21 protein-coding genes and 1 pseudogene are annotated in these 24,842 nt (G+C 64.9%); 2 read left to right on the top strand and 20 right to left on the bottom strand.

What is annotated here, in order from left to right; genetic code table 11:
* Positions 1-10: 10 nt before the first annotated feature.
* From pstA to BMY30_RS08420, 3 genes are all read right to left on the bottom strand, one after another.
* Positions 11-1,558, bottom strand: a complete 1,548-nt coding sequence (gene pstA, locus BMY30_RS08430; protein ID WP_089712520.1) for a phosphate ABC transporter permease PstA — start codon at positions 1,556-1,558, stop codon at positions 11-13.
* The gene (locus BMY30_RS08425; protein WP_089712518.1) at positions 1,555-2,778 is read right to left on the bottom strand and encodes an ABC transporter permease subunit; all 1,224 of its coding nucleotides are present in this window, start codon (positions 2,776-2,778) and stop codon (positions 1,555-1,557) included. The genes pstA and BMY30_RS08425 overlap by 4 nt, the downstream gene beginning before the upstream one ends.
* A gap of 69 nt (positions 2,779-2,847) precedes the next feature.
* Positions 2,848-3,792 (bottom strand): phosphate ABC transporter substrate-binding protein, encoded by a 945-nt coding sequence (locus BMY30_RS08420; RefSeq protein ID WP_089712516.1) that lies wholly within the window; start codon positions 3,790-3,792, stop codon positions 2,848-2,850.
* A 139-nt stretch (positions 3,793-3,931) separates the two neighbouring features.
* On the opposite strand from BMY30_RS08420, the gene BMY30_RS08415 reads away from it, so the two are divergent.
* The gene (locus BMY30_RS08415; protein ID WP_089712514.1) at positions 3,932-4,339 is read left to right on the top strand and encodes an acyl-CoA thioesterase; all 408 of its coding nucleotides are present in this window, start codon (positions 3,932-3,934) and stop codon (positions 4,337-4,339) included.
* An 87-nt stretch (positions 4,340-4,426) separates the two neighbouring features.
* On the opposite strand, the gene BMY30_RS08410 is transcribed toward BMY30_RS08415, so the two are convergent.
* The 4 genes from BMY30_RS08410 to hexR all read right to left on the bottom strand — a co-directional run bounded on the left by BMY30_RS08410 (position 4,427) and on the right by hexR (position 9,524).
* Positions 4,427-5,527 (bottom strand): TRAP transporter substrate-binding protein, encoded by a 1,101-nt coding sequence (locus BMY30_RS08410; protein WP_089712510.1) that lies wholly within the window; start codon positions 5,525-5,527, stop codon positions 4,427-4,429.
* A gap of 121 nt (positions 5,528-5,648) precedes the next feature.
* Entirely contained in the window at positions 5,649-6,113 is a 465-nt protein-coding gene (locus tag BMY30_RS08405) for a phosphate-starvation-inducible PsiE family protein (RefSeq protein ID WP_244516160.1), read from the bottom strand.
* A 142-nt stretch (positions 6,114-6,255) separates the two neighbouring features.
* Positions 6,256-8,460: a DNA helicase II gene (uvrD, locus tag BMY30_RS08400; RefSeq protein WP_089712508.1), complete on the bottom strand. Its 2,205-nt coding sequence runs from the start codon at positions 8,458-8,460 to the stop codon at positions 6,256-6,258.
* Between the two features lie 200 nt (positions 8,461-8,660).
* Entirely contained in the window at positions 8,661-9,524 is an 864-nt protein-coding gene (hexR, locus tag BMY30_RS08395) for a transcriptional regulator HexR (RefSeq protein WP_089712506.1), read from the bottom strand.
* Between the two features lie 243 nt (positions 9,525-9,767).
* Between hexR and BMY30_RS08390 the strand changes: the two genes are divergently transcribed.
* Positions 9,768-9,983, top strand: a complete 216-nt coding sequence (locus BMY30_RS08390) for a PA3496 family putative envelope integrity protein (protein WP_089712504.1) — start codon at positions 9,768-9,770, stop codon at positions 9,981-9,983.
* 78 nt (positions 9,984-10,061) lie between these two features.
* On the opposite strand, the gene BMY30_RS08385 is transcribed toward BMY30_RS08390, so the two are convergent.
* The 13 genes and pseudogenes from BMY30_RS08385 to BMY30_RS08325 form a co-directional block, all read right to left on the bottom strand.
* A complete protein-coding gene (locus BMY30_RS08385; RefSeq protein ID WP_089712502.1) occupies positions 10,062-11,402 on the bottom strand; it encodes a sodium-dependent transporter in 1,341 nt (446 codons plus the stop codon).
* Positions 11,403-11,760: 358 nt separating this feature from the next.
* Positions 11,761-12,591 (bottom strand): annotated as a pseudogene (locus BMY30_RS08380) (DUF72 domain-containing protein).
* Positions 12,592-12,632: 41 nt separating this feature from the next.
* Positions 12,633-14,468, bottom strand: coding sequence for a glutamine--fructose-6-phosphate transaminase (isomerizing) (glmS, locus tag BMY30_RS08375; protein ID WP_089712500.1), 1,836 nt, complete (start codon positions 14,466-14,468; stop codon positions 12,633-12,635).
* An 11-nt stretch (positions 14,469-14,479) separates the two neighbouring features.
* On the bottom strand, positions 14,480-15,850 hold the full coding sequence (gene glmU / locus BMY30_RS08370) for a bifunctional UDP-N-acetylglucosamine diphosphorylase/glucosamine-1-phosphate N-acetyltransferase GlmU (RefSeq protein ID WP_170840100.1): 1,371 nt from the start codon (positions 15,848-15,850) through the stop codon (positions 14,480-14,482).
* Positions 15,851-15,880: 30 nt separating this feature from the next.
* Positions 15,881-16,990 (bottom strand): FAD:protein FMN transferase, encoded by a 1,110-nt coding sequence (locus BMY30_RS08365; protein ID WP_089712496.1) that lies wholly within the window; start codon positions 16,988-16,990, stop codon positions 15,881-15,883.
* A complete protein-coding gene (locus BMY30_RS08360) occupies positions 16,987-17,796 on the bottom strand; it encodes an undecaprenyl-diphosphate phosphatase (RefSeq protein WP_089712494.1) in 810 nt (269 codons plus the stop codon). The genes BMY30_RS08365 and BMY30_RS08360 overlap by 4 nt, the downstream gene beginning before the upstream one ends.
* 87 nt (positions 17,797-17,883) lie before the next feature.
* Positions 17,884-19,260, bottom strand: a complete 1,377-nt coding sequence (gene mgtE / locus BMY30_RS08355) for a magnesium transporter (protein WP_089712492.1) — start codon at positions 19,258-19,260, stop codon at positions 17,884-17,886.
* A 123-nt stretch (positions 19,261-19,383) separates the two neighbouring features.
* A complete protein-coding gene (locus BMY30_RS08350; RefSeq protein WP_089712490.1) occupies positions 19,384-19,812 on the bottom strand; it encodes a F0F1 ATP synthase subunit epsilon in 429 nt (142 codons plus the stop codon).
* A 25-nt stretch (positions 19,813-19,837) separates the two neighbouring features.
* Positions 19,838-21,214 (bottom strand): F0F1 ATP synthase subunit beta, encoded by a 1,377-nt coding sequence (gene atpD / locus BMY30_RS08345; protein ID WP_089712488.1) that lies wholly within the window; start codon positions 21,212-21,214, stop codon positions 19,838-19,840.
* Positions 21,215-21,280: 66 nt separating this feature from the next.
* Positions 21,281-22,162 carry a F0F1 ATP synthase subunit gamma gene (atpG, locus tag BMY30_RS08340; RefSeq protein WP_089712486.1) on the bottom strand — a complete coding sequence of 294 codons (882 nt, stop codon included), beginning with the start codon at positions 22,160-22,162 and terminating at the stop codon, positions 21,281-21,283.
* A gap of 71 nt (positions 22,163-22,233) precedes the next feature.
* Positions 22,234-23,778: a F0F1 ATP synthase subunit alpha gene (gene atpA / locus BMY30_RS08335; RefSeq protein ID WP_089712484.1), complete on the bottom strand. Its 1,545-nt coding sequence runs from the start codon at positions 23,776-23,778 to the stop codon at positions 22,234-22,236.
* Positions 23,779-23,794: 16 nt separating this feature from the next.
* Entirely contained in the window at positions 23,795-24,331 is a 537-nt protein-coding gene (locus BMY30_RS08330) for a F0F1 ATP synthase subunit delta (protein WP_089712483.1), read from the bottom strand.
* An 11-nt stretch (positions 24,332-24,342) separates the two neighbouring features.
* The gene (locus BMY30_RS08325; protein ID WP_089712481.1) at positions 24,343-24,813 is read right to left on the bottom strand and encodes a F0F1 ATP synthase subunit B; all 471 of its coding nucleotides are present in this window, start codon (positions 24,811-24,813) and stop codon (positions 24,343-24,345) included.
* Positions 24,814-24,842 lie beyond the last annotated feature (29 nt).

Genomic DNA, 24,842 nt, shown 5'->3' with positions numbered 1-24,842 from the left:
ATTACGGGGCTCATCGACGGCTGAGCGCTCCGTGACGCGTACTGAGATGATGACGCAGAAATATTGCAGTCAGGTTAAGCACCAGTATCACCAGCACCAGCAGCAGCGCCGTGGCATAGACCAGTGGCATCGACGCCTGGACATCGCCACCGTGCAAGGCCGCATCGAAGATGTGGTAACCGAGATGCATGAACTTGCTGTCAAGATGCAGGAAGGGGAAGTCACCGTCCACCGGCACCTGGGGGGCCAGCTTGGCCACGCCCACCAGCATCAACGGTGCCACCTCGCCGGCGGCGCGCGCCACGGCCAGGATCACCCCGGTAAGCATGGCCGGCGTGGCCATGGGCAACACTACCCGGGTGAGCATCTCCAGCCGGGTGGCGCCCAGGGCCAGGGCACCCTCGCGCTGCTGGTCAGGGATCCTCGCCAACCCTTCCTCGGTGGCCACGATCACCACCGGCAGGGTCAGCAAAGCCAGGGTCAGGGAGGCCCACAGCAGGCCGCCGGTGCCGAAGGTGGGGGATGGCAGTCGGTCATCGAAGAACCACTCATCCAGGGTGCCGCCGATGCCGTAGACGAACACCCCCAGGCCGAAGACGCCGTAGACGATGGAGGGCACCCCGGCGAGGTTGCGCACGGCGATCCGCACCAGTCGGGTCAGCCGCCCCTGGTGGGCCACCTCGTTGAGGTAGATGGCCGCCAGGACCCCGAAAGGGGTCACCAGAATCGACATCAGCATCACCATCAGCACGGTGCCGAAGATCGCCGGCCACACGCCGCCGGCGGTATTGGCCGCCCGCGGGCCTTCCGAGAGGAAGCGCCAGACACCCTCTCCCCAGGCGACGAGCTTGTCGAGCGACGACATGGCGTTGGGACGCCGCGCCCGCAATACCTGCTCCAGCGGCACCACCAGTCGCTCCCCGTCGGCGGTCTCCAGAGTCAGTTGGCCGCCTTCCATGGTCGCCTGCAGCTCGCGCAGCCGGGCATTGGCCATGGCCAGCTCGCGATCTGCGTCGTCCCCCTCCTCAAGGGCTCTGACCCGCGGCAGGATGACCTCGTCGCGCAGGGTATCGCGGGCCTGGCGCAGCGTTGCCAGCTCGGCCAGGCGGGTCTCGAGGGCCGCCCAGGCAGCCTCGCCCTCGATCCGCTCTCCCGTCTCGCTTTCCAGCGCCGTGAGCCGGCCGATCGCCTCCCCCCAGCGGCGGCGCTCCAGTACCACCAGGTCGGATGGATGGCTGACCGCGGCGATGGCTGATACCGCCACCCAGTCCCAGCGAGCACCGTCCAGGTCCCGGTTGCCGGTCCGGTAGAGCCGTTCACGCCCCATCCCCGCCGGCAGCGGGACCTCCCGAACCCGCTCGCCGGCGAGCTGTCGGCCATCCTCGAACACCACCAGGGCCACGTCAGCGGGCCAGAAGTGCCCCAGGCCGCGAATCGCCAGCAACGCCAGCAACGCCAACAGTGCCAGCAGCGAGAGCGCCACGCTGCCCGCCGCCAGCCAGGCGCCGGGGCCTTCGCCGCGGAACAAGCGCCTCCGGGACCCGGAATCCGGCCTCATGCCCCGCCCCCCAGGCGACGGTAGCGACGCCGCAGCCGGGTCCGCACCAGCTCGGCCAGGGTGTTGACCAGGAAGGTGAAGACGAACAGCAGCAAGGCCGCCAGCAGCAGCAGACGATAGTGCATGCCACCGGGACCTGCCTCAGGCAGTTCAATGGCAATGGTGGCCGCCAGGGAGCGCAGTCCGTCCAGGGGATTCCAGGTCATCAGGGCCGCATTGCCGCTGGCCATCAGCACGATCATGGTCTCGCCCACCGCCCGCCCGGCGCCGATCATCACCGCCGAGAAGATGCCGGGGGACGCTGCCGGCAGCACCACCCGCCACAGGGTCTGCCAGCGGGTCGCCCCCAGTGCCTGGGCGCCCTCCGCAAGGCTTCGCGGTACACCCGAGAGGGCATCCTCTGCCAGCGCGTAGACGCTGGGCATCACCGCAAACCCCATGGCCATGCCGACGATCATGGCGTTGCGCACGGCGATGTCTAGCCCCAGGCGCACCTCCAGCCAGTGGCGCAGGTCACCACCAAACGCCCAGGCCTCGAGCCAGGGAGAGATGGCCTGCGCGGTGGCCAGCACCAGCAGCAGCCAGGGCAGCAGCCACAGGCCCGCCCAGCCCAGCGGCATCGCCTGCTGCAGACGCGGGGACAGGCACGACCAGAGGCCACCGGCGAGCAGCAGCCCGGGCACCAGCAGCACCAGCATGGCCAGGACATCGGCCAGGTGGCGCTCCACCCAAGGGGCGAGCACCAGTCCGGCCACGAAGCCGATCACCACGCCGGGCAACGCCTCCATCAGCTCCAGCGTCGGCTTCAGGTGGCTGCGCAGGCGCGGCGACATGAACAAGGCCGAATGAGCGGCTGCACCCAGGGCCAGGGGCACGGCGATCAGCAGGGCCCAGGCAGCCGCCTCCAGGGTGCCCCAGGCCAGGGGCACCAGGCTGACCCGTGCCACCTCGTCTGCCGCCAGGCTGGCGGTGGGATCCCAGCGATAGCCAACCGCGTCATCTGCGACCTCCAGGGGCAGCCAGAGGGCCTCCTGGCTGATCGTTTGCGTCGCCCCACTGGACCAGAATAGCGGCACCACCTCGACCGCCAGGAAGACGCCGATGGCAAGCAGCGCGACGATCACCCCGATGCCGCCCGCGGTGACCAGAACGGTGGCCAGGCGATCGCGCCCCTGACGCAGGCGGCGTCGAACGGAAAGCGGGGGGGAGGAGTCGGGCATGACCGGGCCTGCGCGAAACGAGGGGCTAACGGAATCGTACGACAGTGTAATGACAGGGAGATGACAGCATCAGCCGCCGTCCTCGTCCAATCCCAGATCGCGGCGCTGATGCTGCCGCCTGCTCTCGGGAAGGGCCACGAAACCCAGCTCCTCGACGATCGCCTGCCCGTCCGGCGACAGCACCAGGTCGAGGAAGGCACGCTCAGCAACTGGCAGGGGCTCGCCAGGGGGCAGGTTGAGATAGAGATGGAGGTCGCGGGACAGCACATAGTCGCCGCGCTGCACCGCTTCGGGGTCGGGGAAGTGGCGCGTCCCCTCGGTATCGCGGCGGGCCAGGGCCTTCACGCCCGGGGTCAGGTGGTTGAGCCCGGCATAGCCGATGGCCCGCAGGTCTTCAGCTACTGCCGCCACTACCGCAGCAGACCCAGGGTGCTCGTTGACCTCGGGACGGAAGTAGCCGTCACACAGCGCGATCCGTCGGAACAGCCCATGGGTGCCGGATGCCGCATTGCGGCCATGCAGGCGAATGCGACCCTCGGGCCTGTCGAGCCCCAGCTGTTGCCAGCGCTGGATGTCCTCGTGCGCCCCGCAGCGCCGAGAGTCGGAAAAGATGGCATCCAACTCACGACGCCCCAGGCTCTCGAGGGGGTTGTGACGATGGACCACGACCACCAGGGCGTCCCGGGCTACCGCCAGCTCCCGCGGCGGGTAGCCGTGGCGCTCGACGAAGGCCCGTCGCTCCGCTTCGTTCATGGGCCTCGACATGGGCCCCAGCCGGGTGGTGCCGGCCACCAGGGCCGGCGGCGCACTGGCTGACCCACTGGCCTGCAGTTGCAAGCGGATGCCGGGATGCTGGCGGGTCAGCGCTTCTCCCCATCGCAGCATCAGCCCTGCCATGGTGTCGGATCCCATCGCACCCAGCGTTCCGGCGATCTCTTCGGCCTGGGCCTGGGGGGAAACTAGCCCAACCAGCAGTAGCCAGGGAGCCAGGCAGCGACGCAGGACGGCAGACATGACGGCTTCCTCGATGAAGGGATGAGCAGGGTGGGCAACAGGACATCTTGTTGCAATGGTGGTGAACCGGTGGCCTCGCCATATACCATGGCGAGCTGATCGACCCCGTACAACAACAACCCGAATCACTCAGGCTTCCATGACAGACATCGATGACATCCCCGCCCCCCAGGGTCACTTGACGCTAAGATTGCTGGCCAGCCGTCAGGATACCAACCTGCACGGCGACATTCCCGGCGGCTGGCTGATCGCCCGGATGGACCAGGCCGCCGAAGTGGCCGCCGGCCGCGAGGCCCGAGGCCGCACGGCCACCGTGGCCATCGAGGCCATGGACTTCCTCTGCCCGGTGCGGGTGGGCTCGATGGTCAACATCTTCACCGGGGTCAGCGAGATCGGCCACAGCTCGATCAAGATCGACGTGGAAGTATGGGTCCGTGCCCCCCAAGAACGCGATGCAAACGAGTTGCACAAGGTTACCGAGGCCCGCTTCGTGATGGTTGCCCTGGACGACAACGGGCGGATTCGTGCCGTCCGCCAGGGTGGCTGACGCCGTCATAGCGCAATATCGCCATCCCCAGAGCGAGAATGGGCGCCGCAAGGGCGCCCATGGCAAGGTCGCGAGGGATACCGGACCTCAGCCGCTGACCTTCTCCCGGGTCTTGAGGTAGGCGAATTCGCCCACGTCGGTGAAGCGCCGCACCTTCTGCTGGAAGGCGGTGTAGGAGTCATAGACCTTTCGTGACTCCTCGTCGGTTTCCACCTGCTTCTCGAGCACCTCCTGGGAGGACGCGTAGAGCGCTTCCAGTACCTCATCCGGGAAGGTGCGCAGCTCCACGCCGTGCTCGTTGACCAGAGTATCGAGCGCCTCGGCGTTGCGCACCGCAAACTCGCTGATCATCGCCAGGTTGGAGGCCATGGCCGCTTCGCTGACCACCGCCTTGAGCTCGTCGGGCAAGGCGTTCCAGGCATCCAGGTTGACCGTACCCTCGAGGGTGGCGCTGGGCTCGTTCCAGGCCGAGGTATAGTAGTACTTGGCTACCTGGTGCAGGCCGAAGGCCAGGTCGTTGTAGGGGCCGACCCAGTCGGCAGCATCCAGCACGCCGGTCTGCAGGGAGGTGAAGATCTCGGACCCCGGGGTGTTCACGGTGGTCACGCCGATGCCGTTCATGGCCTCGCCGGCCAGGCCCGGCAGACGCAGCTTGAGGCCCTGCATGTCCTCCAGCGAGTTGATCTCCTTCTTGAACCAGCCGGCCATCTGGGTGCCGGTATTGCCTACCGGGAAGGGCTTGAGGTTGTGCTTGGCGTACAATTCGTCCCACAGCTCCTGGCCACCGCCATTGTAAAGCCAGGCGTTGGTCTCGGTGGTGGTCATGCCGAAGGGCACGGCGGTGAAGAACTGGGAGGCCAGGGTCTTGCCACGCCAGTAGTAGGAGGCAGAGTGGCCCATCTCGGCGGTACCCTCGGCCACCGCGTCGAACACCTCCATGGCGGGCACCAGCTCACCCGCACCGTGCACCCGGATCTTCATGCGGCCACCCGAGAGGCGCTCGATGCGCGCGGCGAAATCGTTGGCCCCGGTGCCCAGCGCCGGGAAGTTCTTGGGCCAGGAGGTCACCATGTCCCAGGTGATGGTCTCCTGGGCACTGGCCGTGGAGATGAAGGGGGCGGCAGCGCCGGCGGCGGCACCCGCGCCCAGGGTCTTGAGGCTGTTCTTGAGAAAGAGGCGACGTTGCATGCGAGGGTGACTCCATGATGTTTGTTATATCTGCAACTCTTGCTGACTCGAGTCGTATCCACTCATGAGTATGCGTCAAGGCCGAATTTGCCGGCAAGCGATCCAGTGACGAGTGAAGGGATCATCGCTCCGGTCCACGCCGGTTGCCCTGACGCACCAGCCAGTAGCAGAGCCCCAGGGAGAGCACGCCGGCAGAAAGCGCCAGTATCTTCCAGGGATCGATGGTCTCCAGGTCCATCACCATGAATTTCCGGACCAGCGCCATGACGGCAATCAGCACCACGATCTCGACCTGGATGAAGCCACCATCATGCTTCATGGTCCGCACGATGGAGTTGTTGAATTCCATGGCGATGAGGACCGTGAGGATCATGTCGAAGACCGCCTGGAATACCCGATAGTCGAAGGGATCTCGGGTATTCACGAACAATAACTGCACCACGTGACCGATCAGATAATACAGCGCTACCAGGACCACACCGCTGATGGCAACCGTCAGAATCAGCGAGACCAGTCGCTCGAAGCGCTGGTAGCCGCTCAGGGATGACCACTGGGCCGTGACTTCCGGGAACCATCGTTTCAGCATGGATCGCATTGTTCTTCGCTCTATTTTTTCTTCGAACTATTTACCTTCGAACTCTTTTACTTCGAACTAGAGTAACGCCTTCCTTGCCAACGCTGAACAAGAGGGCCTGAGGATGAGGGTAGCGGAAACCGATTGGCTGGGGTCATAGCGGCTTGAGCTTGGCGAACCCCAATACCAGCCACTTGTCGCCCTCGCCCTCGAAGCTGACCTGGACCCGGGCACGCTCGCCCTCCCCCTCGGCGTTGAGGATCACCCCCTCGCCGAACACCGGATGGCTGACTCGCTGGCCCAGCGAGAGCGAGGGTAGCTCGCCGCCTCCGTCAACCGAGGTCTGGCGTGATAGCCCCACGGCCGGGCGGGCAGTCACGGGCCGGGAAATCTGGCCGCGCAGTCGCACCTCCTCGAGGGTCTCCTCGGGCAGCTCGCGCAGGAAGCGCGAGGCGCGCTGGAAGGTCTCCTTGCCATGCAGGCGTCGCAGCTCGGCATGAGTCAGGTAGAGCTTGCGCATGGCGCGGGTCAGGCCCACGTAGCAGAGCCGCCGCTCCTCCTCCAGGCGGCCCGGCTCCTCCATGGACATCTTGTGCGGGAACAGGCCCTCCTCGACCCCGGCGATGAATACCACCGGGAACTCCAGGCCCTTGGCCGAGTGCAGGGTCATCAGCTGCACGCAGTCCTCGAACTCCTCGGCCTCGTGGTCGCCGGCATTCAGCGCGGCCTCGGAGAGGAAACCCTCCAAGGCCACCGCCCCCTCACCGGCCTCGGGGGGCTCAAAAGCCTCGCCTTGGGTGAAAGCCTTGGCGGCGGTGACCAGTTCTTCGAGGTTCTCGACCCGGGCCTGCCCCTTCTCACCCTTCTCACTGCGGTGATGCTCGATCAGTCCGGAGGTCTCGATGACGTGGTCGATGATCTCGTGGAGCGCCAGGCCGGCGGTGTCGTTGTCGAGTCGCTCGATCAGGTCGGCGAAGGCCCGCACCGCCGTGGCGGCCCGCCCCTTGAGCGAGGCATCCAGCAGGCCATCGTGCAGCGCTTGCCAGAGCGAGACCTCGGTCTGCCGGGCGCGGGTACGCAGCACTTCCACGGTGCGGGTGCCGATGCCCCGGGCCGGGACGTTGATCACCCGCTCCAGGGAGGCGTCGTCGTCACGGTTGAGCAACAGGCGCAGGTAGGCCAGGGCATTCTTGATCTCCAGGCGCTCGTAGAAGCGCTGCCCACCGTAGATGCGGTAGGGCACGCCCTGGCGGATCAAGGTCTCCTCCAGCACTCGGGACTGGGCGTTGGAGCGGTAGAGGATGGCGATCTCGCGTCGGTTTATGCCTTCCTCGACCTTCTCGCGGATGGTGTCGACGATGAAGCGTGCCTCGTCCAGATCATTGAAGCCGGAATAGACGGAGATCGGCTCGCCCCTGGCACCTTCTGTCCACAGCTCCTTGCCCATCCGCCCGGCGTTGTGGCGGATCAGGGCATTGGCGGCGTCGAGGATGGCGCTGGTGGAACGGTAGTTCTGCTCCAGTCGCACGGTCCTGGTCGCCGGAAATTCCTGTTCGAAGCGCCGGATATTCTCGATACGCGCACCGCGCCAGCCGTAGATCGACTGGTCATCGTCACCCACCACGGTCATCGGGGTCTTCATGCCGGTGAGCAGCTTGAGCCAGGCGTACTGCAATGTATTGGTATCCTGGAATTCGTCGACCAGCACATGGCCGAAGCGCTCCTGATAGTGGGCCAGCAGCGCCGGGTTGTCCCGCAAAAGCTCCAGGCTGCGCAGCAGCAACTCGCCGAAATCCACCAGGCCACCACGCTCGCAGGTCAGCTGGTAACGTTCGTAGAGTTCGACCATCTGGGCCAGGTAGGCATCGCCATGGGCATCGACCTGGTGGGGGCGCAGCCCCTCCTCCTTGCAACCGGAGATGAACGACTGCACCTGACGCGGCGGGAAGCGCTCATCATCGATGCGGTGGTCCTTGAGCAGACGCTTGACCAGCCTTAGCTGGTCGTCACTGTCGATGATCTGGAAATGCTGGGGCAGACGGGCGTCCTGCCAGTGTGTACGTAGCAGGCGATGGGCGATGGAGTGGAAGGTCCCCACCCAGACATTGCGCAGGGAGATGCCCAGCAAGGCCTCCAGGCGGGTGCGCATCTCGCGGGCCGCCTTGTTGGTGAAGGTCACGCCGAGCACTGCATAGGGCGAGAGCCCCTCGGCCTGCATCAGCCAGGCGATACGATGCACCAGCACCCGGGTCTTGCCGGACCCGGCCCCGGCCAGCACCAGCATGTTGCCTTGAGGCGCACTGACCGCCTCGCGCTGGGCCGGGTTCATGTGGTCGAGAATCGCCGTGACGTCATCCATGGGGAAGGCATCGCTGCTCGGAAAATGGGCGCTCAGCTTAGCACAGGACCGGAGATGCAGTGCCGCTCGAGGCTAATCCGGTGATAGGCCTATGGGGAGACGCTATGAATCCCTCCCTGGATGCTACCTCGGCCATCCCTGATCCTCGGACCTCCCCGTCGGCCTATCCCCGGCGCCCCTCTCATTGGGGCTTTTCAGTTCTAAGGCCTGCCTTCCTGTTCCGGGAAGCGCAGTGGGTTGAGGCTCTTCTTCACTTCGCGAAGCTGCTCGGCGAGTTTCGGGCCACGGGTCTTGGCCACACCCACCGCCAGCACGTCGACCAGCACCAGGTGGGCGATACGCGAGCTCATCGGGGTATAGATCTCGGTGTCCTCGTGGACATCGATATACAGCGGCAGGGTGACCTCCTCGGCCAGGGGCGAGCCGCTGGGACAGAGGCCGATCACCGTGGCACCGGCCTCCCGGGCCAGGCGCACGCTAGCGACCAGCGCCCGGGTGCGGCCGGTCTGGGAGATCGCCACGACCACGTCGCCCTCCTTCAGGGTTACCGCCGACATGTTCTGCATGTGCGGATCGGTGTACGCCGCGGTGGATATCTGCAGGCGGAAGAACTTGTGCTGGGCATCAGAGGCCACGGCCCCGGAGGCACCGAAGCCGTAGAATTCCACCCGGTTGGCCATGGCCAACGCATTGATAGCCTGGCTCAGGGCCTCGTTGTCGAGACGATCGCGCACCGAGAGCAAGGTACCCACGGTGGAATCGAAGATGCTCTGGGAGAATTCCGCCACCGAGTCGCTGTCATTCATCGAGAATTGGGCAAACTGGCTGCCCGAGGCCAGCATCTGTGCCAACTGGAGCTTGAAATCCTGGAAGCCATTGCATCCCAGGGCGCGGCAGAAGCGCACCACGGTGGGCTCGCTGACCTTGGCCTCGGTCGCCAGGTCGACGATGCGCATGTGGATCACTTCCTCGGGCTGGCGCAGCACGAACCGCGCAACCTTCTGCTCGGAGCGGCGGAAGTGCTCCATGCGACGTCTCATCTCATCGAACAGGGCGCGGCTCACGCGGGACTCCTTGCAAACTGGCCATCCCGCCACGAGGGCGTGACGGCGGAAAGATTGGCGGATTCATGCTCACAGTATGCCCCAAGCCGATGGCCGATGCGCACTTCGGCGCCACACACCGCCGGTCGCCATGTCATTCGGCGATCGTTGGCGCAGCGTTGTGCATTTTCAGCATGCACCGTCATCATTCTGTCAAGTGGGGTATAGTAAAAAGTGCAGTGTCGCGAAATAGGAGAGTCGATCATGCGCAATGTCGAACGGTTATCCTCCCTCAAGAGTGAGCTTCTCGACATCTTCATGAGCATGGAAGTCGTCGAACACGAGCAGCGTTCACGCACAGCCGCCCAGCGCAACCTGCGCGCCCGGCGCGGTATCGAACTTCATAACGAATTCAAGCGACTGACCCGGGACATCGCCCCGCTTCCCGACGAGGAACTGGTGGAAGACGAGATGCACTGATGCCGCATCACGCAACGAGCCCCGCCGGGGCGGGGCTCGTCGAAGGCGTTTCGCACTGGACCGTCCGGCGCTCCCGTCTCAGAGGCTCGAGACGAAGACCAGGATCACGCCGGCCGGCGCCACGAAACGCGACACCAGTAACCACAGCGTCGCCTGGCCGCCGGAGAGGTTCAGCTCGGTCGCCACACTATCGCGATCAAGCCGCCAGGCCACGAAGAGGATAGCCCCCAGGCCGGTCAACGGCAGCAGGAACTTGCTGGTAAAGGTATCCAGCAGATCGAAGACGTTCAGGCCCAGGATCAGGAAGCCGTCCCAGACGTTGAACGACATCAGCGCCGCGATGCCCAGCACCCAGACCGCAACGCCGCCGACCAGGGTGGCCGCCATGCGCGAGAGCGGAGTGCGCTCCTCCATCAGCTCAACCACCGGCTCCAGCAACGAGATCGCCGACGTCAGCGCCGCGAAGGTCAACAGTAGGAAGAACATCAGGCCAAGGATCATGCCACCGGTCATGTTGCCGAAGGCCAGCGGCAAGGTAACGAAGATCAGGCCGGGCCCCTCGCCCGGGCTCAGGCCATTGGCGAAGACGATGGGGAAGATGGCCAGGCCCGCCAGCAGGGCGATGGCGGTATCCAGGATGATCACCGTCCGGGCTGTACCGATCAGGTTGACGTCCTCGCCCAGATAGGAGCCGTAAGCCATCATGATGCCCATACCCAGCGACAGGGTGAAGAAGGCTTGGCCCATGGCCGCCAGCACGACCTCACCGGTGACCGCGCCCCAGTCGGGGCTGAACATGAAGGCCAGCGCCTCGCCGAAATGGCCGGTCGTCATGCCGTAGCCCACCAGCACCAGCATCAGCACCACCAGTGCCGGCATCAAGGTGCGCACAGCCCCCTCCAGGCCCTTGGTGACACCACGCGCCACGATCCAGATGACCAGGGCCATGAAGGCGGTATGCCATAGGGTCAGCGCCACCGGGTTGCCCAGCAGGCCGGTGAAGATCGCGCTGACACCGTCGGCATCCTGGCCGGTGAAGGCCCCGGTCACCGAGCCGAGGGTATAGGAGAGCGACCAGCCACCGATAACGCTGTAGAAAGAGAGAATCAGGAAGGCGGCCAGCACACCGCTGGCCCCGACCAGCGCCCAGGCGGGCAGTCGGCCATTCTTGCGGGCCAGGTCGACCATGGAATTGATCGGGTTCTCCTGGCCACGGCGGCCGATAAGCCATTCCGCCACCAGGATCGGCAGGCCCACCAGAGCCACGCAGGCCAGGTAGATGAGCACGAAGGCCGCGCCTCCGCTGTCACCCACCATGTAGGAAAAGCGCCAGATATTGCCTAGCCCCACCGCCGAACCGGTAGCAGCCAGGATGAAGGCCATCTTCGATGACCACTGTGCGTGGGAAAGTTTCGACATGTTTCACCCTGAGAGTACGTGTCGCCAACGGCCGATCTGGCGCGAAGACGGCTTGTGCTTGTCATTGCCACGTCCAGGGCGCCATGGTTCACACGACGCCGTCCAGAGCATGACAGGATCCAGGCAGGATCGCTGCCGCGTCGCATCTCGCGCGATCCGGGCCAATGCGGCAAGGAACGGAAGATGCCCGGGTGCCCGATACTCGCAAGATCCACGCAACTTATGCGCAGGATCCAGTCAATATCCATAGGTATTGGCACGCCGACCCGTAAAACTATCCGATCAAACGCTTGATGGCCAGCCATGGAGGGAAGATTCTCCCCCCGACTTTGGGCGTAGCGCGAGATCTGGAGTTCTCTCAGAAAAGCCTCACCTGGCGCTCGCCGGCGAAGGCCTCGAGGGGAGGGAGTGAACCGTGTTTGCAAAGCCGGTAATAAAGGCGGCGCGCCAGTTCCGGTGCCTCGCGGTTGTCCGGCGTATGCACCGTCAGGTAAGGGGTTTTCCCCTGATTTATCCACAAGATAAGACGTTCGATCCAAGGGGTGAAACAGCGGTCGTTGATCTCATGATCGACATGGCCGATAAAGCGCACTACCGGGCAGTCTCCCGTGGAAAGCACGTGTAATGGGACTCTCGGCTTTTCGGACTGGGCATCCTGGAGCCCCGAGTGGGCACCGGCCGAGGTGGCGAAGAGCGCGCGCACGTCAAGCATCACGCGGTTCACGCCGTAAGTTATCAACATTCGGTTGAGGGCCTTCTCGGCCCTCCCCTTGTGGAAGAATTCCCTGTGGCGCACCTCCACCGCACAGGGAATCCCTGCCGGCCAGCGCGCCAGCAGATTGGCCAGCCGGGGCAGCTCGTCAGGACCGAAATCCCTTGGCAGCTGTACCATCATCGGACCAAGCCGATCATGCAGCGGAGAGAGTGACTCGAGAAAGGCATCGAGATCCGCCTCGATGCCAGCGAGACGCCGCTCGTGGGTCAGGTGCGCCGGCAGCTTGAAGCAGAAACGGAAGCCAGACGGTACCTGGCGGGCCTAGGCCGCCACGGTCTCGCTCCGCGGTGCACCGCTGTATAAGGTGGTGTTTCCCTCCACGCTCGAGAATACGCGGGCATAGTCCGCAAGCCAGCCCTCGCTGCCGCCATGGGGCGGATAGAGGCCGCCGCGCCAGTCGGGATTGGCCCACATGGGCAGGCCAAGGTTTAGGCACGACGAGGCGTAGTGCGACTTCACTCCACGGTGACGGACTTGGCCAGGTTGCGCGGCTGGTCCACGTCAGTTCCCTTGAGCACCGCCACGTGGTAGCTGAGCAACTGCAACGGAAGGGTATAGAGGATCGGTGCCAGCGCCTCGTGCACATGGGGCAGATGAATCACTCGTATCCCCTCGGCCTCCTGCAGGCCGACATCCTCGTCGGCAAAGACGAAGAGCTCGCCACCGCGGGCTCTCACCTCCTGAAGGTTGGACTTGAGCTTGTCGAGCAACTCGTCGTTGGGCGCCACGGAGATGACCGGCATCTCGCTGTCGACCAGTGCCAGGGGGCCGTGCTTGAGCTCGCCCGCCGGATAGGCCTCGGCGTGGATGTAGGAGATCTCCTTGAGCTTGAGCGCACCCTCAAGGGCGATGGGGAAGTGAGCGCCGCGCCCCAGGAAGAGCGCATGGTGCTTCTCGGCGAAGGCAGTGGAGAGCCGTTCGATCGCCGGGTCCAGCTTGAGCACTCGTGCCACCAGGTCGGGTAGGCAGCGCAGCGCCGACACCAGGTCGGACTGGACCCCCTCGCCGAGCCCCTTCACCTTGCCCAGTGCCAGGGTCAGCAGCATCAGGGCGGTGAGCTGGGTAGTGAAGGCCTTGGTGGAGGCCACGCCGATCTCGGGCCCGGCCTGGGTCATCAGGGTGAGGTCGGACTCGCGCACCAGCGAGCTCCCCGGCACGTTGCAGATCGCCAGGCTGGCGAGATAGCCACGCTCCCGGGCAAAGCGCAGGGCCGCCAGGGTATCGGCGGTCTCACCGGACTGCGAGAGGGTCACGAAGAGGGTCCCCTCGGGCACCACCACCTGGCGATAGCGATACTCCGAGGCGACCTCCACCTGCACCGGCACCCCCGCATAGCGCTCCAGCCAGTAGCGAGCCACCATGCCTGCATGGTAGCTGGTGCCGCAGGCGACGATATGGATCTGTCTGACCTGCCGAAAGAGCGTCTCGGCCTCGGGGCCGAAGCTCTCCACCAGCGCCGAGCGTTCGCCCAGGCGACCCTCCAGGGCGGCGGCGATCACCGCCGGCTGCTCGTGGATCTCCTTGAGCATGAAGTGGCGATAGTCACCCTTGCTGGCCGCCCCGTCGCCATGCTCGAAGGTCTGGACCGCGCGCTCCACCGCAGTGCCCTCGTCATCGAACACCTCGATGCGACCGCCGGCAGATAGGCGCACCGCGTCGCCCTCCTGCAGGTAGATGAAGCGGTCGGTGACCTGCAGCAGGGCCAGGGAGTCGGAGGCCAGGAAGGCCTCGTCGATGCCCACCCCCACCACCAGGGGACTGCCCTTGCGAGCCCCGATGACAACGCCGGGCTCATCGGCATGGATCACCCCAAGTGCGTAGGCCCCGTTCAGCTGGTCAAGAACGCGCCGCACGGCGGTGAGCAGGTCACCGGCCCGGCGGCTCTCCCGCTCCAGCAGGTGAGCGATGACCTCGGTGTCGGTTTCGGAGGTGAAGGCGTAGCCCTCGGCTTCGAGCTCACGCCGCAGGGACTCATGATTCTCGATGATGCCGTTGTGCACCACCGCCAGACGCTCGCCTGACTGGTGCGGATGGGCATTCAGCTCGCTGGGACGGCCGTGGGTCGCCCAGCGGGTATGGGCGATCCCGCTGTGCCCCGGCAGCGGCTCATCCATAAGGCGCTCCTCCAGGGCCGCCACCTTGCCCAAGGCACGACGCCGCTGCAGGCGTCCCTCCGAAGTGAGAACCGCCATCCCGGCGGAGTCATAGCCGCGATACTCCAGGCGCTTCAGTCCCTCCAGCAGGATGCCCTGAACGTTGCGCTCGGCAACGGCACCGACGATTCCACACATAAGAACTCTCCTCAGGGTTGCTGACGCTTGGTCGGCCGCGGCCAGTCGGCCTTGCTGATCTGGCGACCCCGGGAGACGGCCAGGGCGTTGTCGGCGACATCCTTGCTGATGGTCGATCCGGCGCCCACGGTGGCGCCCTTGCCCACACTGACCGGCGCCACCAGGGCCGTGTTGGAGCCGATGAAGGCACCGTCGCCAATCTCGCTACGATGCTTGTTGACGCCATCGTAGTTGCAGGTGATGGTCCCGGCGCCGACGTTGACGTCGCGCCCCAGACGGGCATCACCCACATAGCTCAGATGGTTGATCTTGCTGCCCTCGCCCACCTCGACGTTCTTGGTCTCGACGAAGTTTCCGACCCTTGCGCCCACCGCCAGCCGCGAGCCAGGCCGCAGGCGGGCAAAGGGGCCGATACGATTGTGCCCAGCCACAACGGCTCCATCGAGGACGCTATGGGATTCGATCACGCTCTCGGCACCGACATGACTCTCGCGGATCACGCAGTGGGGTCCGATGCGCACTCCCTCACCCAGTTCCACCTCACCCTCGAAGACACAGCCCACATCAATTTCCACGTCATGGCCGCAGGTCAGGCGGCCACGCACATCGAGGCGCGACGGATCGAGCAGGGCCACCCCCTGCTCCATCAGTCGCTCGGCGATATCGTGCTGATGGGCGCGCTCAAGGCGGGCCATCTGGGCCCGGTTGTTGACGCCCTCGACCTCCAGCGGTCGCGCCGGCTGGGCGGTGGCAACCTTCACACCCTCGGCGGCGGCCATGGCGATGATATCGGTCAGGTAGTACTCGCCCTGGGCATTGTCGGCAGAGAGACGCGGCAGCCAGCGCCGCAGCTGGGCGGCCGTCATGGCCATGATGCCGGTATTGCATTCATGTACGGCCCGCTCGGTCTCGGAGGCATCCTTGTGCTCGACGATGGCCACCACCTCGCCCGCCGCATTGCGCAGGATACGCCCGTAGCCCGCGGGGTCCTCCAGGGTCACGGTGAGCAGGCCCAGGTGTTGCTCATCGACGTGGGCCAGCAACTCGACCAGCGTCTCGCGGCGGATCAGCGGCACGTCGCCATAAAGCACCAGCACCCTGCCCTCGCCGAGCGACTCCAGGGTCTGGGCCACGGCATGACCGGTGCCTTTCTGCTCAGCCTGCAGGGCGAAGCGCACTCGGCAATCGGCCAGCGCCTCGCGCACCTGCTCGGCCCCGTGGCCGACCACCACATGGGTGCGCTCGGCCTCGAGCCCCCTGGTGGTGTCGATCACGTGACGCACCATCGGCTTACCGGCCAGTTGGTGCAACACCTTGGGCCGGGTCGAGCGCATGCGGGTTCCCTGCCCCGCTGCCAGTATCACCACGTCGAGCGTCATCATGACTCCTTGTCCGGGTTCATCTCATCCCGCCTATTCTAGGGGTCGTTCCGCCTCCACCGCCATGCCGGATAGCGGTTGATCGACCAGGGTCACGCCAAGCTCCTCGGCGGCATCGGGGCCGAAGTATTCCACGAAAGACGGACTGGCGAGGCTCGTCCAGCCCTCCCCCTGGCGTACCAGCATCAGCACCGCGAGTTCCCTCTGGCGGGCCAGCACCATCCCCTCCTCCTCGCCCAATACGAGCAGGGCGGTGGCCCAGGCATCGGCCCAGGCGTCAGAGGGGTGGATGACGGTCACCGAGGCCAGGCGATGATCGATTGGGTGCCCGGTGCGTGGGTCCAGGGTGTGGGAATAGCGCTGGCCGTCGTGTTCGAAATAGTTGCGGTAGTCACCGGAGGTGGCAACCGAGATATCCTCCAGAGGCAGCACATGCTGGGCCTGTTGGCGACCCTCGTGGGGCACTTCGATGCCGATACGCCAGGGCGCCGACTCCGCGTCGCGATGGCCGGCCACCTTGACCTCACCACCCAGGTTGACCAGGTAGTGGTCGAGTTCCTGCTGGGTCAGGTAGGCTGCCACCCGGTCGGTGGCATGTCCCTTGGCCACGGCGGAGAGATCGACGAAGACATTGCGCAGGCGACGAGCCTGGCGTGCCTGCTCGTCGACCTCCAGGCTGTCGGGGCCGATCTCGGCCAATCGTGCGACCAGGGTGGCCTCGTTTGGCATCTCCCGGGGGCGCGCCTCGGGACCGAAGCTCCACAGATTGACCAGGCCGCCGATAGTCATGTCGAAGGCGCCATCACTGGCCTCGGCCACCGACTGGCCGATGGCCAGTACCTCGATCAGCGCATCGGAAAGCGGCTGCCACTCACCAAGCGGCGCCTCGTTGAAGGCCATGAGCTCGGAATCCTCTCGCCAGGTGGACATGGCGGCGTCCACCGACTCCAGCTCGGCGAGGATACCCGACTCGAGCTTGTCGGCCTCCCGGCGGGTCAGGGGATCGGCAATGACCACCTGATAGAAGGTACCGAAGGTCTCTCCCTCAAAGGTCACCGGCGGTTCCAGCGGCCGGTCGCGTTCGGAACAGCCCGCCAGCAGGATGATCAGCAGGAGCAGCCAGAGGAAGCGCCGAGCTATCATGACGGAGAACCTCCGAATAACCAGATCAGGGCAATACCCAGCACCAGGCGGTAGACCACGAAAGGCTGCATGCCGATGCGCTTGATGAAAACCAGGAAGAAGTGGATGCAAAGATAGGCGCTGATACCCGAGAACAGCGCTCCGGCCACCAGGGCACCCCAGTCCACCGGTCCGGCGGTGCCGACGAGTCCAACGATCTCGAGGCCACCGGCCAGCACGATCACCGGGATCGACAACAGGAAGGAGAAGCGTGCCGCCCCCTCCCGGTTCAATCCCAACAGCAGCCCCGCGGTCATGGTGATGCCGGAACGCGAGGTCCCGGGGATCAATGCCAGGGCCTGGGCCAGACCGATCCAGAGGGCATCCTGCCAGCTCAGGTGATACTCGTTGCGCGTCCCGCGGCGGCGCCAGTCGGCGTAGGCGAGCAGCAGGCCGAAGACGATAAGGCCGCCGGCAATGACCAGCGGCGAGCGCATGATCCCCTCGATGGCATCCTGGAAGGCCAGGCCCGCGAGCCCCACCGGGATGGTGGCCAGGATCACCCACCATGCCAATCGCGCATCCTCGTCACAGCCCTTTCCCGCCACACTGCGGCACCAGCTGGCGGTCATGCCGACCAGCTCATGACGGAAGTAGAGCACCACCGCGCTCAGGCTGCCGATATGCAGGGCGACGTCGAAGACCAGGCCCTGGTCATCCCAGTCGGTGAAGACCGGCACCAGGATCAGGTGGGCAGAGCTGGAGATCGGCAGGAACTCGGTTAACCCCTGCACGATTGAGAGGACGAAGATCTGTAGCCAGTCCATGAAACGGTCCGTGTGGGTGGAAGGCGCCGGCGCCGAGGCGGAAACAGAGGATACACATCCCCGGCCCGGCTGTCCGCCGTCAGCGGTTCACATCCCCGACAGCATGATGGTGGCGAAGCCGAAGTAGATCACCACCCCCGAGGCATCGATCACGGTGGTCACCAGCGGCGCCGAGGCGGTGGCCGGGTCCCAGCCCAGTCGATCCAGCACGAAGGGCAGGCACATGCCCAGCAGGCTGCCAAACAGCACGATACAGATCATGCTCACCGCCACCACCATCGCCACCTCTTCGCCGCCGCGTATCACCCCAATGGGTGCCACGGCCAGCGCCATGGTCAGCCCCAGCGAACCCGCCACCAGCAGCTCGCGCCCAAGCATCCTGCCCCAGTCCTTGACCCCTACGTCGCCGGTGGCCATGCCGCGCACCATCAGGGTTGCAGCCTGGGCCCCGGCGTTGCCACCGCTGCCGATAAGCAGAGGCAGGAAGAACACCAGCGCCACCTGGGCAGCGATGGTCTCCTCGAAGTAGGCGATACCGGCCCCGGAGAAGAGGTTGCCGAACACCAGCAGCACCAGCCAGGTGACGCGCTTGCGATAGAGGCTCCACAGCGGCACCCGACTGACCCCATCCTCCAGTGCACCGATGGACATCCCCTTGTGGATATCCTCGGTGGCCTCGGACTCGACCACGTCCATGGCATCGTCATGGGTGACAATGCCCACCAGCCGCCCGTCGACGTCGACCACCGGCAGGGCCAGCAGGTCGTAACGAGCAACGGTGCGGGCCACCTCCTCCTGGGCCTCGTCGACGCTGGCGCTAATCACGTCCTTGATCATCAGGTCGTCGATCAGGGCCCCGGGGCGCGCCACCATCAGCTGGCGCAGCGACAGGGTGCCGGCCAGGCGTCCCTCCGGGTCAATGATATAGAGCTGGTAAACCGTCTCGGCATCAGGGGCCGTCTGTCGCACCCGCATCAGGGCGCGGGAGACGGTCATCCCCGTGGGGATGGCCACATAGTCCGCAGTCATGATCGCTCCAGCGGTGCCCTCTTCGTAGCTGGCCAGCCGCTTGAGTTCCTCTCGCTCGCGGTGGGCCATGCGACGCAGCAGCGCCTCGCGACGATCCTCGTCGAGCACCTTGAACAGGTCAGTCCGCTCGTCGGAGCCCATCTCCTCGAGCAGCAGGAGCAGGGCCTTGTCCTCCATCGCTTCGGCGACCGCCCGCTGCTCCTCGCCGGGCAGGTAGCCCAGCACATTGGCACGACGCTCGAGGGGCAGGCTGTCGAGCAGCGCCAGGGCTACCGGCAGGCCCTCTTCGTCCTCTTGCAGGGCATCCTCGACGAGCTCACCGATGTCCGCCGAACGCAGCTCACGCAGCAGGACACCGAGCCCCTCGGCGTCCTGCTCCTCCAGGGCAGTCAAGAGCGCTACCCGGTAGGGCTGCAGGGTATTGTCGAGAGACATGGCTATCCTCCTGTGAGCGCCGTGTCATCAGCCGGAAGGGAAGGAAGGGTCAGGCACCGGCAGAAACGACAACGCCCCCCGGACGCTGGGTTCGAGGGGCGTTGTCGACGGCACGAGGCTGGATCAGCCCTTGCCGGCCTTCTTGCGCAGTTGCTGAATCGTGCGAAGCTGGGCCACGGCTTCGGCCAGTTCGGCCGAGGCACGGGTATAGTCCAGCTCGGCGGACTTGTCGTTGAGGTTCTTCAGCGCATGCTGACGTGCCTCTTCGGCCGCTGCCTCATCGAGGTCATGAGCGCGGGTGGCCGCGTCGGCCAGGATGGTCACCACGTCAGGCTGGACTTCCAGGAAGCCTCCCGAGACGTAGTAGTTCTCCTCCTGGCCGCCATCATGAAGCACGCGCACCGGACCCGGCTTGAGCTCGGTCAGCAGCGGTGCGTGGCCGGGTAGAATCCCCAGCTCGCCCATGCGACCGGTGGCGATGATGCGCTCGATCTGGCCGGAGAAGATCCCCTCCTCGGCACTGACGATCTCGCACTTGAAGCTTTTCGTCATGACGACGTCTCCCAGGTAGACGGGATTACTTCATCTGGTTGGCTTTCTCGACGGCCTCGTCGATGGTGCCGACCATATAGAAGGCCTGCTCCGGCAGCTCGTCGTACTCACCGTCGAGAATGCCCTGGAAGCCGCGGATGGTGTCCTTCAGGGACACGTACTTGCCGGACGACCCCGTGAACACCTCGGCGACGAAGAACGGCTGCGACAGGAAGCGCTGGATCTTGCGCGCCCGGTACACGGCCAGCTTGTCCTCGTCGGACAGCTCGTCCATGCCCAGGATGGCGATGATGTCCTTGAGCTCCTTGTAGCGCTGCAGCACATTCTGCACACCGCGAGCGGTGTTGTAGTGCTCCTCGCCCACGACCAGCGGATCCAGCTGACGCGAGGTGGAGTCCAGCGGATCGATGGCCGGATAGATACCCAGCTCGGCAATCGAACGCGCCAGTACCACGGTGGCGTCCAGGTGCGAAAAGGTGGTTGCCGGTGACGGGTCGGTCAGGTCGTCTGCGGGCACGTAGACGGCCTGCACGGAGGTGATCGAGCCGGTCTTGGTGGAGGTGATACGCTCCTGGAGGACACCCATCTCCTCGGCCAGGGTCGGCTGGTAACCCACCGCGGAAGGCATCCGACCCAGCAGGGCAGAAACCTCGGTACCGGCCAGGGTATAGCGGTAGATATTGTCGATGAACAGCAGCACATCGCGGCCTTCATCGCGGAACTTCTCGGCGATGGTCAGGCCGGTCAGGGCCACGCGCAGACGGTTGCCGGGCGGCTCGTTCATCTGGCCGTAGACCAGCGACACCTTGTCGATGACGTTGGACTCGGTCATCTCATGGTAGAAGTCGTTACCCTCACGGGTACGCTCGCCGACACCCGCGAACACCGAGTAGCCACTGTGCTCGGTGGCGATGTTGCGGATCAGCTCCATCATGTTGACGGTCTTGCCCACGCCGGCACCACCGAACAAGCCGACCTTGCCGCCCTTGGCGAACGGGCAGACCAGGTCGATTACCTTGATACCGGTCTCGAGCAGCTCGTTAGAAACCGCCTGGTCGGCATAGCCCGGGGCCTTGCGGTGGATCGGCATGCGTTCTTCTTCACCGATATCTCCCACCTCATCAATGGGCTCACCGAGCACGTTCATGATCCGGCCCAGAGTCGCCTTGCCCACCGGCACGGAAATGGCTGCACCGGTGTTGGTAACCTCCATGCCACGCTTGAGCCCTTCGGTAGAGCCCATGGCGATGGTACGCACCACGCCATCACCCAGCTGCTGCTGGGTCTCGAGAATGGTCTCGACATCCGAGACCTTCAGCGCGTCGTAGACCTTGGGAACATCGTCCCGCGGAAACTCTACGTCAATCACCGCGCCGATGATTTGTACGATACGTCCGCTCATCTTGGTTCCTCTCAAATACCTGAAAATGAAACCTGCATGCCGGGAGGGCCATGGCCTCCCCTGGCGCTATACGGCGGCGGCACCACCGACGATCTCGGAGATTTCCTGGGTAATGGCCGCCTGACGGGCCTTGTTGTAGACCATCTCCAGGTCGTCGATCAGATTGCCGGCGTTGTCGGTGGCACTCTTCATGGCGATCATCCGCGCGGCCTGTTCGCAGGCCCCGTTTTCGACCACCGCCTGATAGACCTGCGATTCGATGAAACGCACCAACAGGCTATCCAGCAGCGCCTTGGCATCCGGCTCATACAGGTAGTCCCAGCTACCGGGACGCTTGTCTTCTTCGTCGTGCGATTCCGCACCCATGTCGGGCGACAGAGGCAACAGCTGACGGACCACCGGCTTCTGGGTCATGGTGTTGACGAATTCGTTGTACACCACATATAGGCGGTCCAGCTGACCCTCGTCATAGGCATCCAGCATGACCTTCACGCTGCCGATCAGGTCCTCGACCTCGGGTGACTCGCCCAGGCCGCTCTTCGCCGCGACGAGATTGCCCCCGTAGCTCTTGAAGAAGCTGCCGGCCTTGCTGCCCAGGGCACAGAAGTCGAGCTCGGCCCCGTGCTCACGCCACGCCTTGGCGTCCGTGATCACGGCCTTGAACATGTTCACGTTCAAACCGCCACACAGGCCACGGTCGGTGGATACCACGATATAGCCGACCCGCTTGGCGTCGCGCTCGACCATCCAAGGATGACGGTACTCCGGGTTGGCATCGGCGACATGCGAGACCACGTTGCGGATCTGACGCGCGTACGGCTGGCTGGCCTTCATCAGGTCCTGGGCCTTGCGCATCTTCGACGCCGCGACCATTTCCATGGCGCTGGTGATCTTCTGCGTGTTCTTGATGCTCCCGATCTGGGTGCGTATCTCTTTTGCAGCTGCCATAGCGATCTACTCCGTTCGTGGCACTCAGAAAGCTCCAGGGCCCGCCTCGCAAGCGGGACGGGCCAACGGGATTACCAGCTCTGAGTGGCCTTGAACTTGTCGAGACCCTCTTTCAGCCCTTCCTGGATCTCGCTGCTGTAGTCGCCGGTCTCGTTGATCTTGTCGAGCAGCTCGGCGTATTCGGCCTTCATGAAATCACGCAGGGCACGCTCGAAGTCCAGCACCTTGTTGACCTCAACCTCATCCAGGTAGCCCTCGTTGGCGGCATACAGGGAGAGGGCCATCTCGGCCACGGACATCGGCGAATACTGGTTCTGCTTCATCAGCTCGGTGACGCGCTGACCATGCTCCAGCTGCTTGCGGGTGGCCTCGTCCAGATCGGAGGCGAACTGGGCGAAGGCCGCCAGCTCGCGATACTGGGCCAGGGCCAGGCGAACGCTACCGCCGAGCTTCTTTATGATCTTGGTCTGGGCCGAACCACCCACACGGGACACCGAGAGGCCGGCGTTGATCGCCGGGCGGATACCCGAGTTGAACAGATCGGTCTCGAGGAAGATCTGACCATCGGTGATGGAGATCACGTTGGTCGGCACGAAGGCCGAGACGTCACCGCCCTGGGTCTCGATGATCGGCAGGGCCGTCAACGAGCCGGTCTTGCCCTTCACCTCGCCATTGGTGAGCTTCTCGACGTAGTCGGCGTTCACGCGAGCGGCACGCTCGAGCAGACGAGAGTGGAGGTAGAAGACGTCACCCGGATAGGCTTCGCGGCCCGGCGGGCGGCGCAGCAGCAGGGAGACCTGGCGATAGGCCACGGCCTGCTTGGAGAGGTCATCGTAGACGATCAGCGCGTCTTCACCACGGTCGCGGAAGTACTCGCCCATGGTGCAGCCAGAATAGGCCGCGAGGAACTGCATCGGCGCCGGGTCGGCGGCGCCGGCGGCGACCACGATGGTGTGCTCCATCGCGCCATGCTCATCGAGCTTGCGTACCACATTGGCAATGGTCGACTGCTTCTGGCCGATGGCCACATAGACGCAGGTGATGCCCTTGCCTTTCTGGTTGATGATGGCATCGATGGCGATGGCCGACTTGCCGATCTGGCGATCACCGATGATCAGCTCACGCTGGCCGCGGCCGATCGGCACCATGGCATCGATGGACTTGAGACCGGTCTGCACCGGCTGGTCGACCGACTGGCGAGTGATGACGCCGGGGGCGACCTTTTCCACCGCATCGGTCAACTTGGCGTTGATGTCGCCCTTGCCATCGATGGGGTTGCCCAAGGCATCGACCACGCGGCCGATCAGCTCGGGGCCCACCGGCACCTCGAGGATGCGGCCGGTACACTGGGCGGTCATGCCCTCTTCGAGTTGCAGGTAGTCGCCCAGCACCACGGCGCCCACGGAGTCGCGCTCGAGGTTGAGCACCATGCCGAAGATGCTGCCGGGGAACTCGATCATTTCACCGAACATCGCGTCTTCGAGACCGTGAACTTTCACGATACCGTCGGAAACGCTGACGATGGTGCCCTGATTGCGGGCTTCGGATGCGACATCCAGCTTCTCGATACGCTGTTTGATGATGTCGCTGATCTCGGAAGGATTCAGTTGCTGCATGCCATGTCCCTCAGACTCAAGCGGTAAGGGCTTCGGAGAGGCGTGTCAGTCGACCGCGTACCGACCCGTCGATGACGGTGTCGCCGGTACGCAGGATGACGCCACCGAGAAGCGCGGAGTCCACCTGAGTGGTAATGGAGATTTCGCGATTCAGGCGCTTCTTGAGCGCACCGGCGAGCTTGTCCTGCTGATCGTCGTCGAGCGGGTAGGCCGAGACCACGGTAACATCGACGCGCTTCTCGACCTCGGCGCGCAGCCGCTCGAACTGTTCGGCGATGGCCGGCAGAGCCGGCAGGCGGCCCTTCTCGCCCAAGGTTTCTAGGAAACGACGCGACGCCTCGTCGATGTCGACTTCCGCCAGCTCCAGCAGCAGGGCCACCTTGCGCTCGGCGGCCAGGCCCGGATGAGTCAGAAGCTTCTCGACGTCACGCACGGCGACGACGCGACCCAGCGTGACCAGCCAGTCGGACCAGGCATCCAGTGCCTGCTGGTCTTGGGCATAGTCGAACGCTGCCTTGGCATAGGGTCGTGCGACGGTAGACAGTTCCGCCATGGGTCACCTCCTCACAGTTCGGCCGCAAGCTTGTCGAGCAGCTTGCGATGTGCCTTCTCGTCGACGGAGGCTTCAAGAACCCGCTCGGCCCCGGTGACCGCCAGATGCGACACCTGGGCGCGCAGGTCATCCTTGGCACGCTGGACTTCCTGGTCGATCTCGGCGCGTGCGGAAGCCACGATGCGCTCACCTTCTGCGCGGGCCTGCTCGCGAGCCTCCTCGATCATCTGCGAGGAGCGCTTGTTGGCCTGCTCGAGGATCTGGGAAGCCTGCTCCTTGCTCTCGCGCAGGGTGGCATCAGCCTTCTCCTGGGCGAGCTCGAGGTCACGGTAAGCCCGACTGGCCGCATCGAGGCCATCGGCGATCTTGCGCTGCCGTTCATGGAGCGCGTTGCTGATCGGCGGCCACACAAACTTAATGCAGAACCAGACAAAGATCGCGAAGGCGATCGTCTGCCCGATAAGCGTCATGTTGATATTCACAGGGATGTACCTCTGACTGGTTCGTGGCG

It is taken from the genome of Halomonas daqiaonensis, from assembly GCF_900109725.1.
In the GTDB taxonomy this organism is placed as follows: Bacteria; Pseudomonadota; Gammaproteobacteria; order Pseudomonadales; family Halomonadaceae; genus Halomonas; species Halomonas daqiaonensis.
The sequence above is the reverse complement of the archived record's forward strand: the minus strand, read 5'-3'. Positions and strand labels throughout refer to the sequence as shown.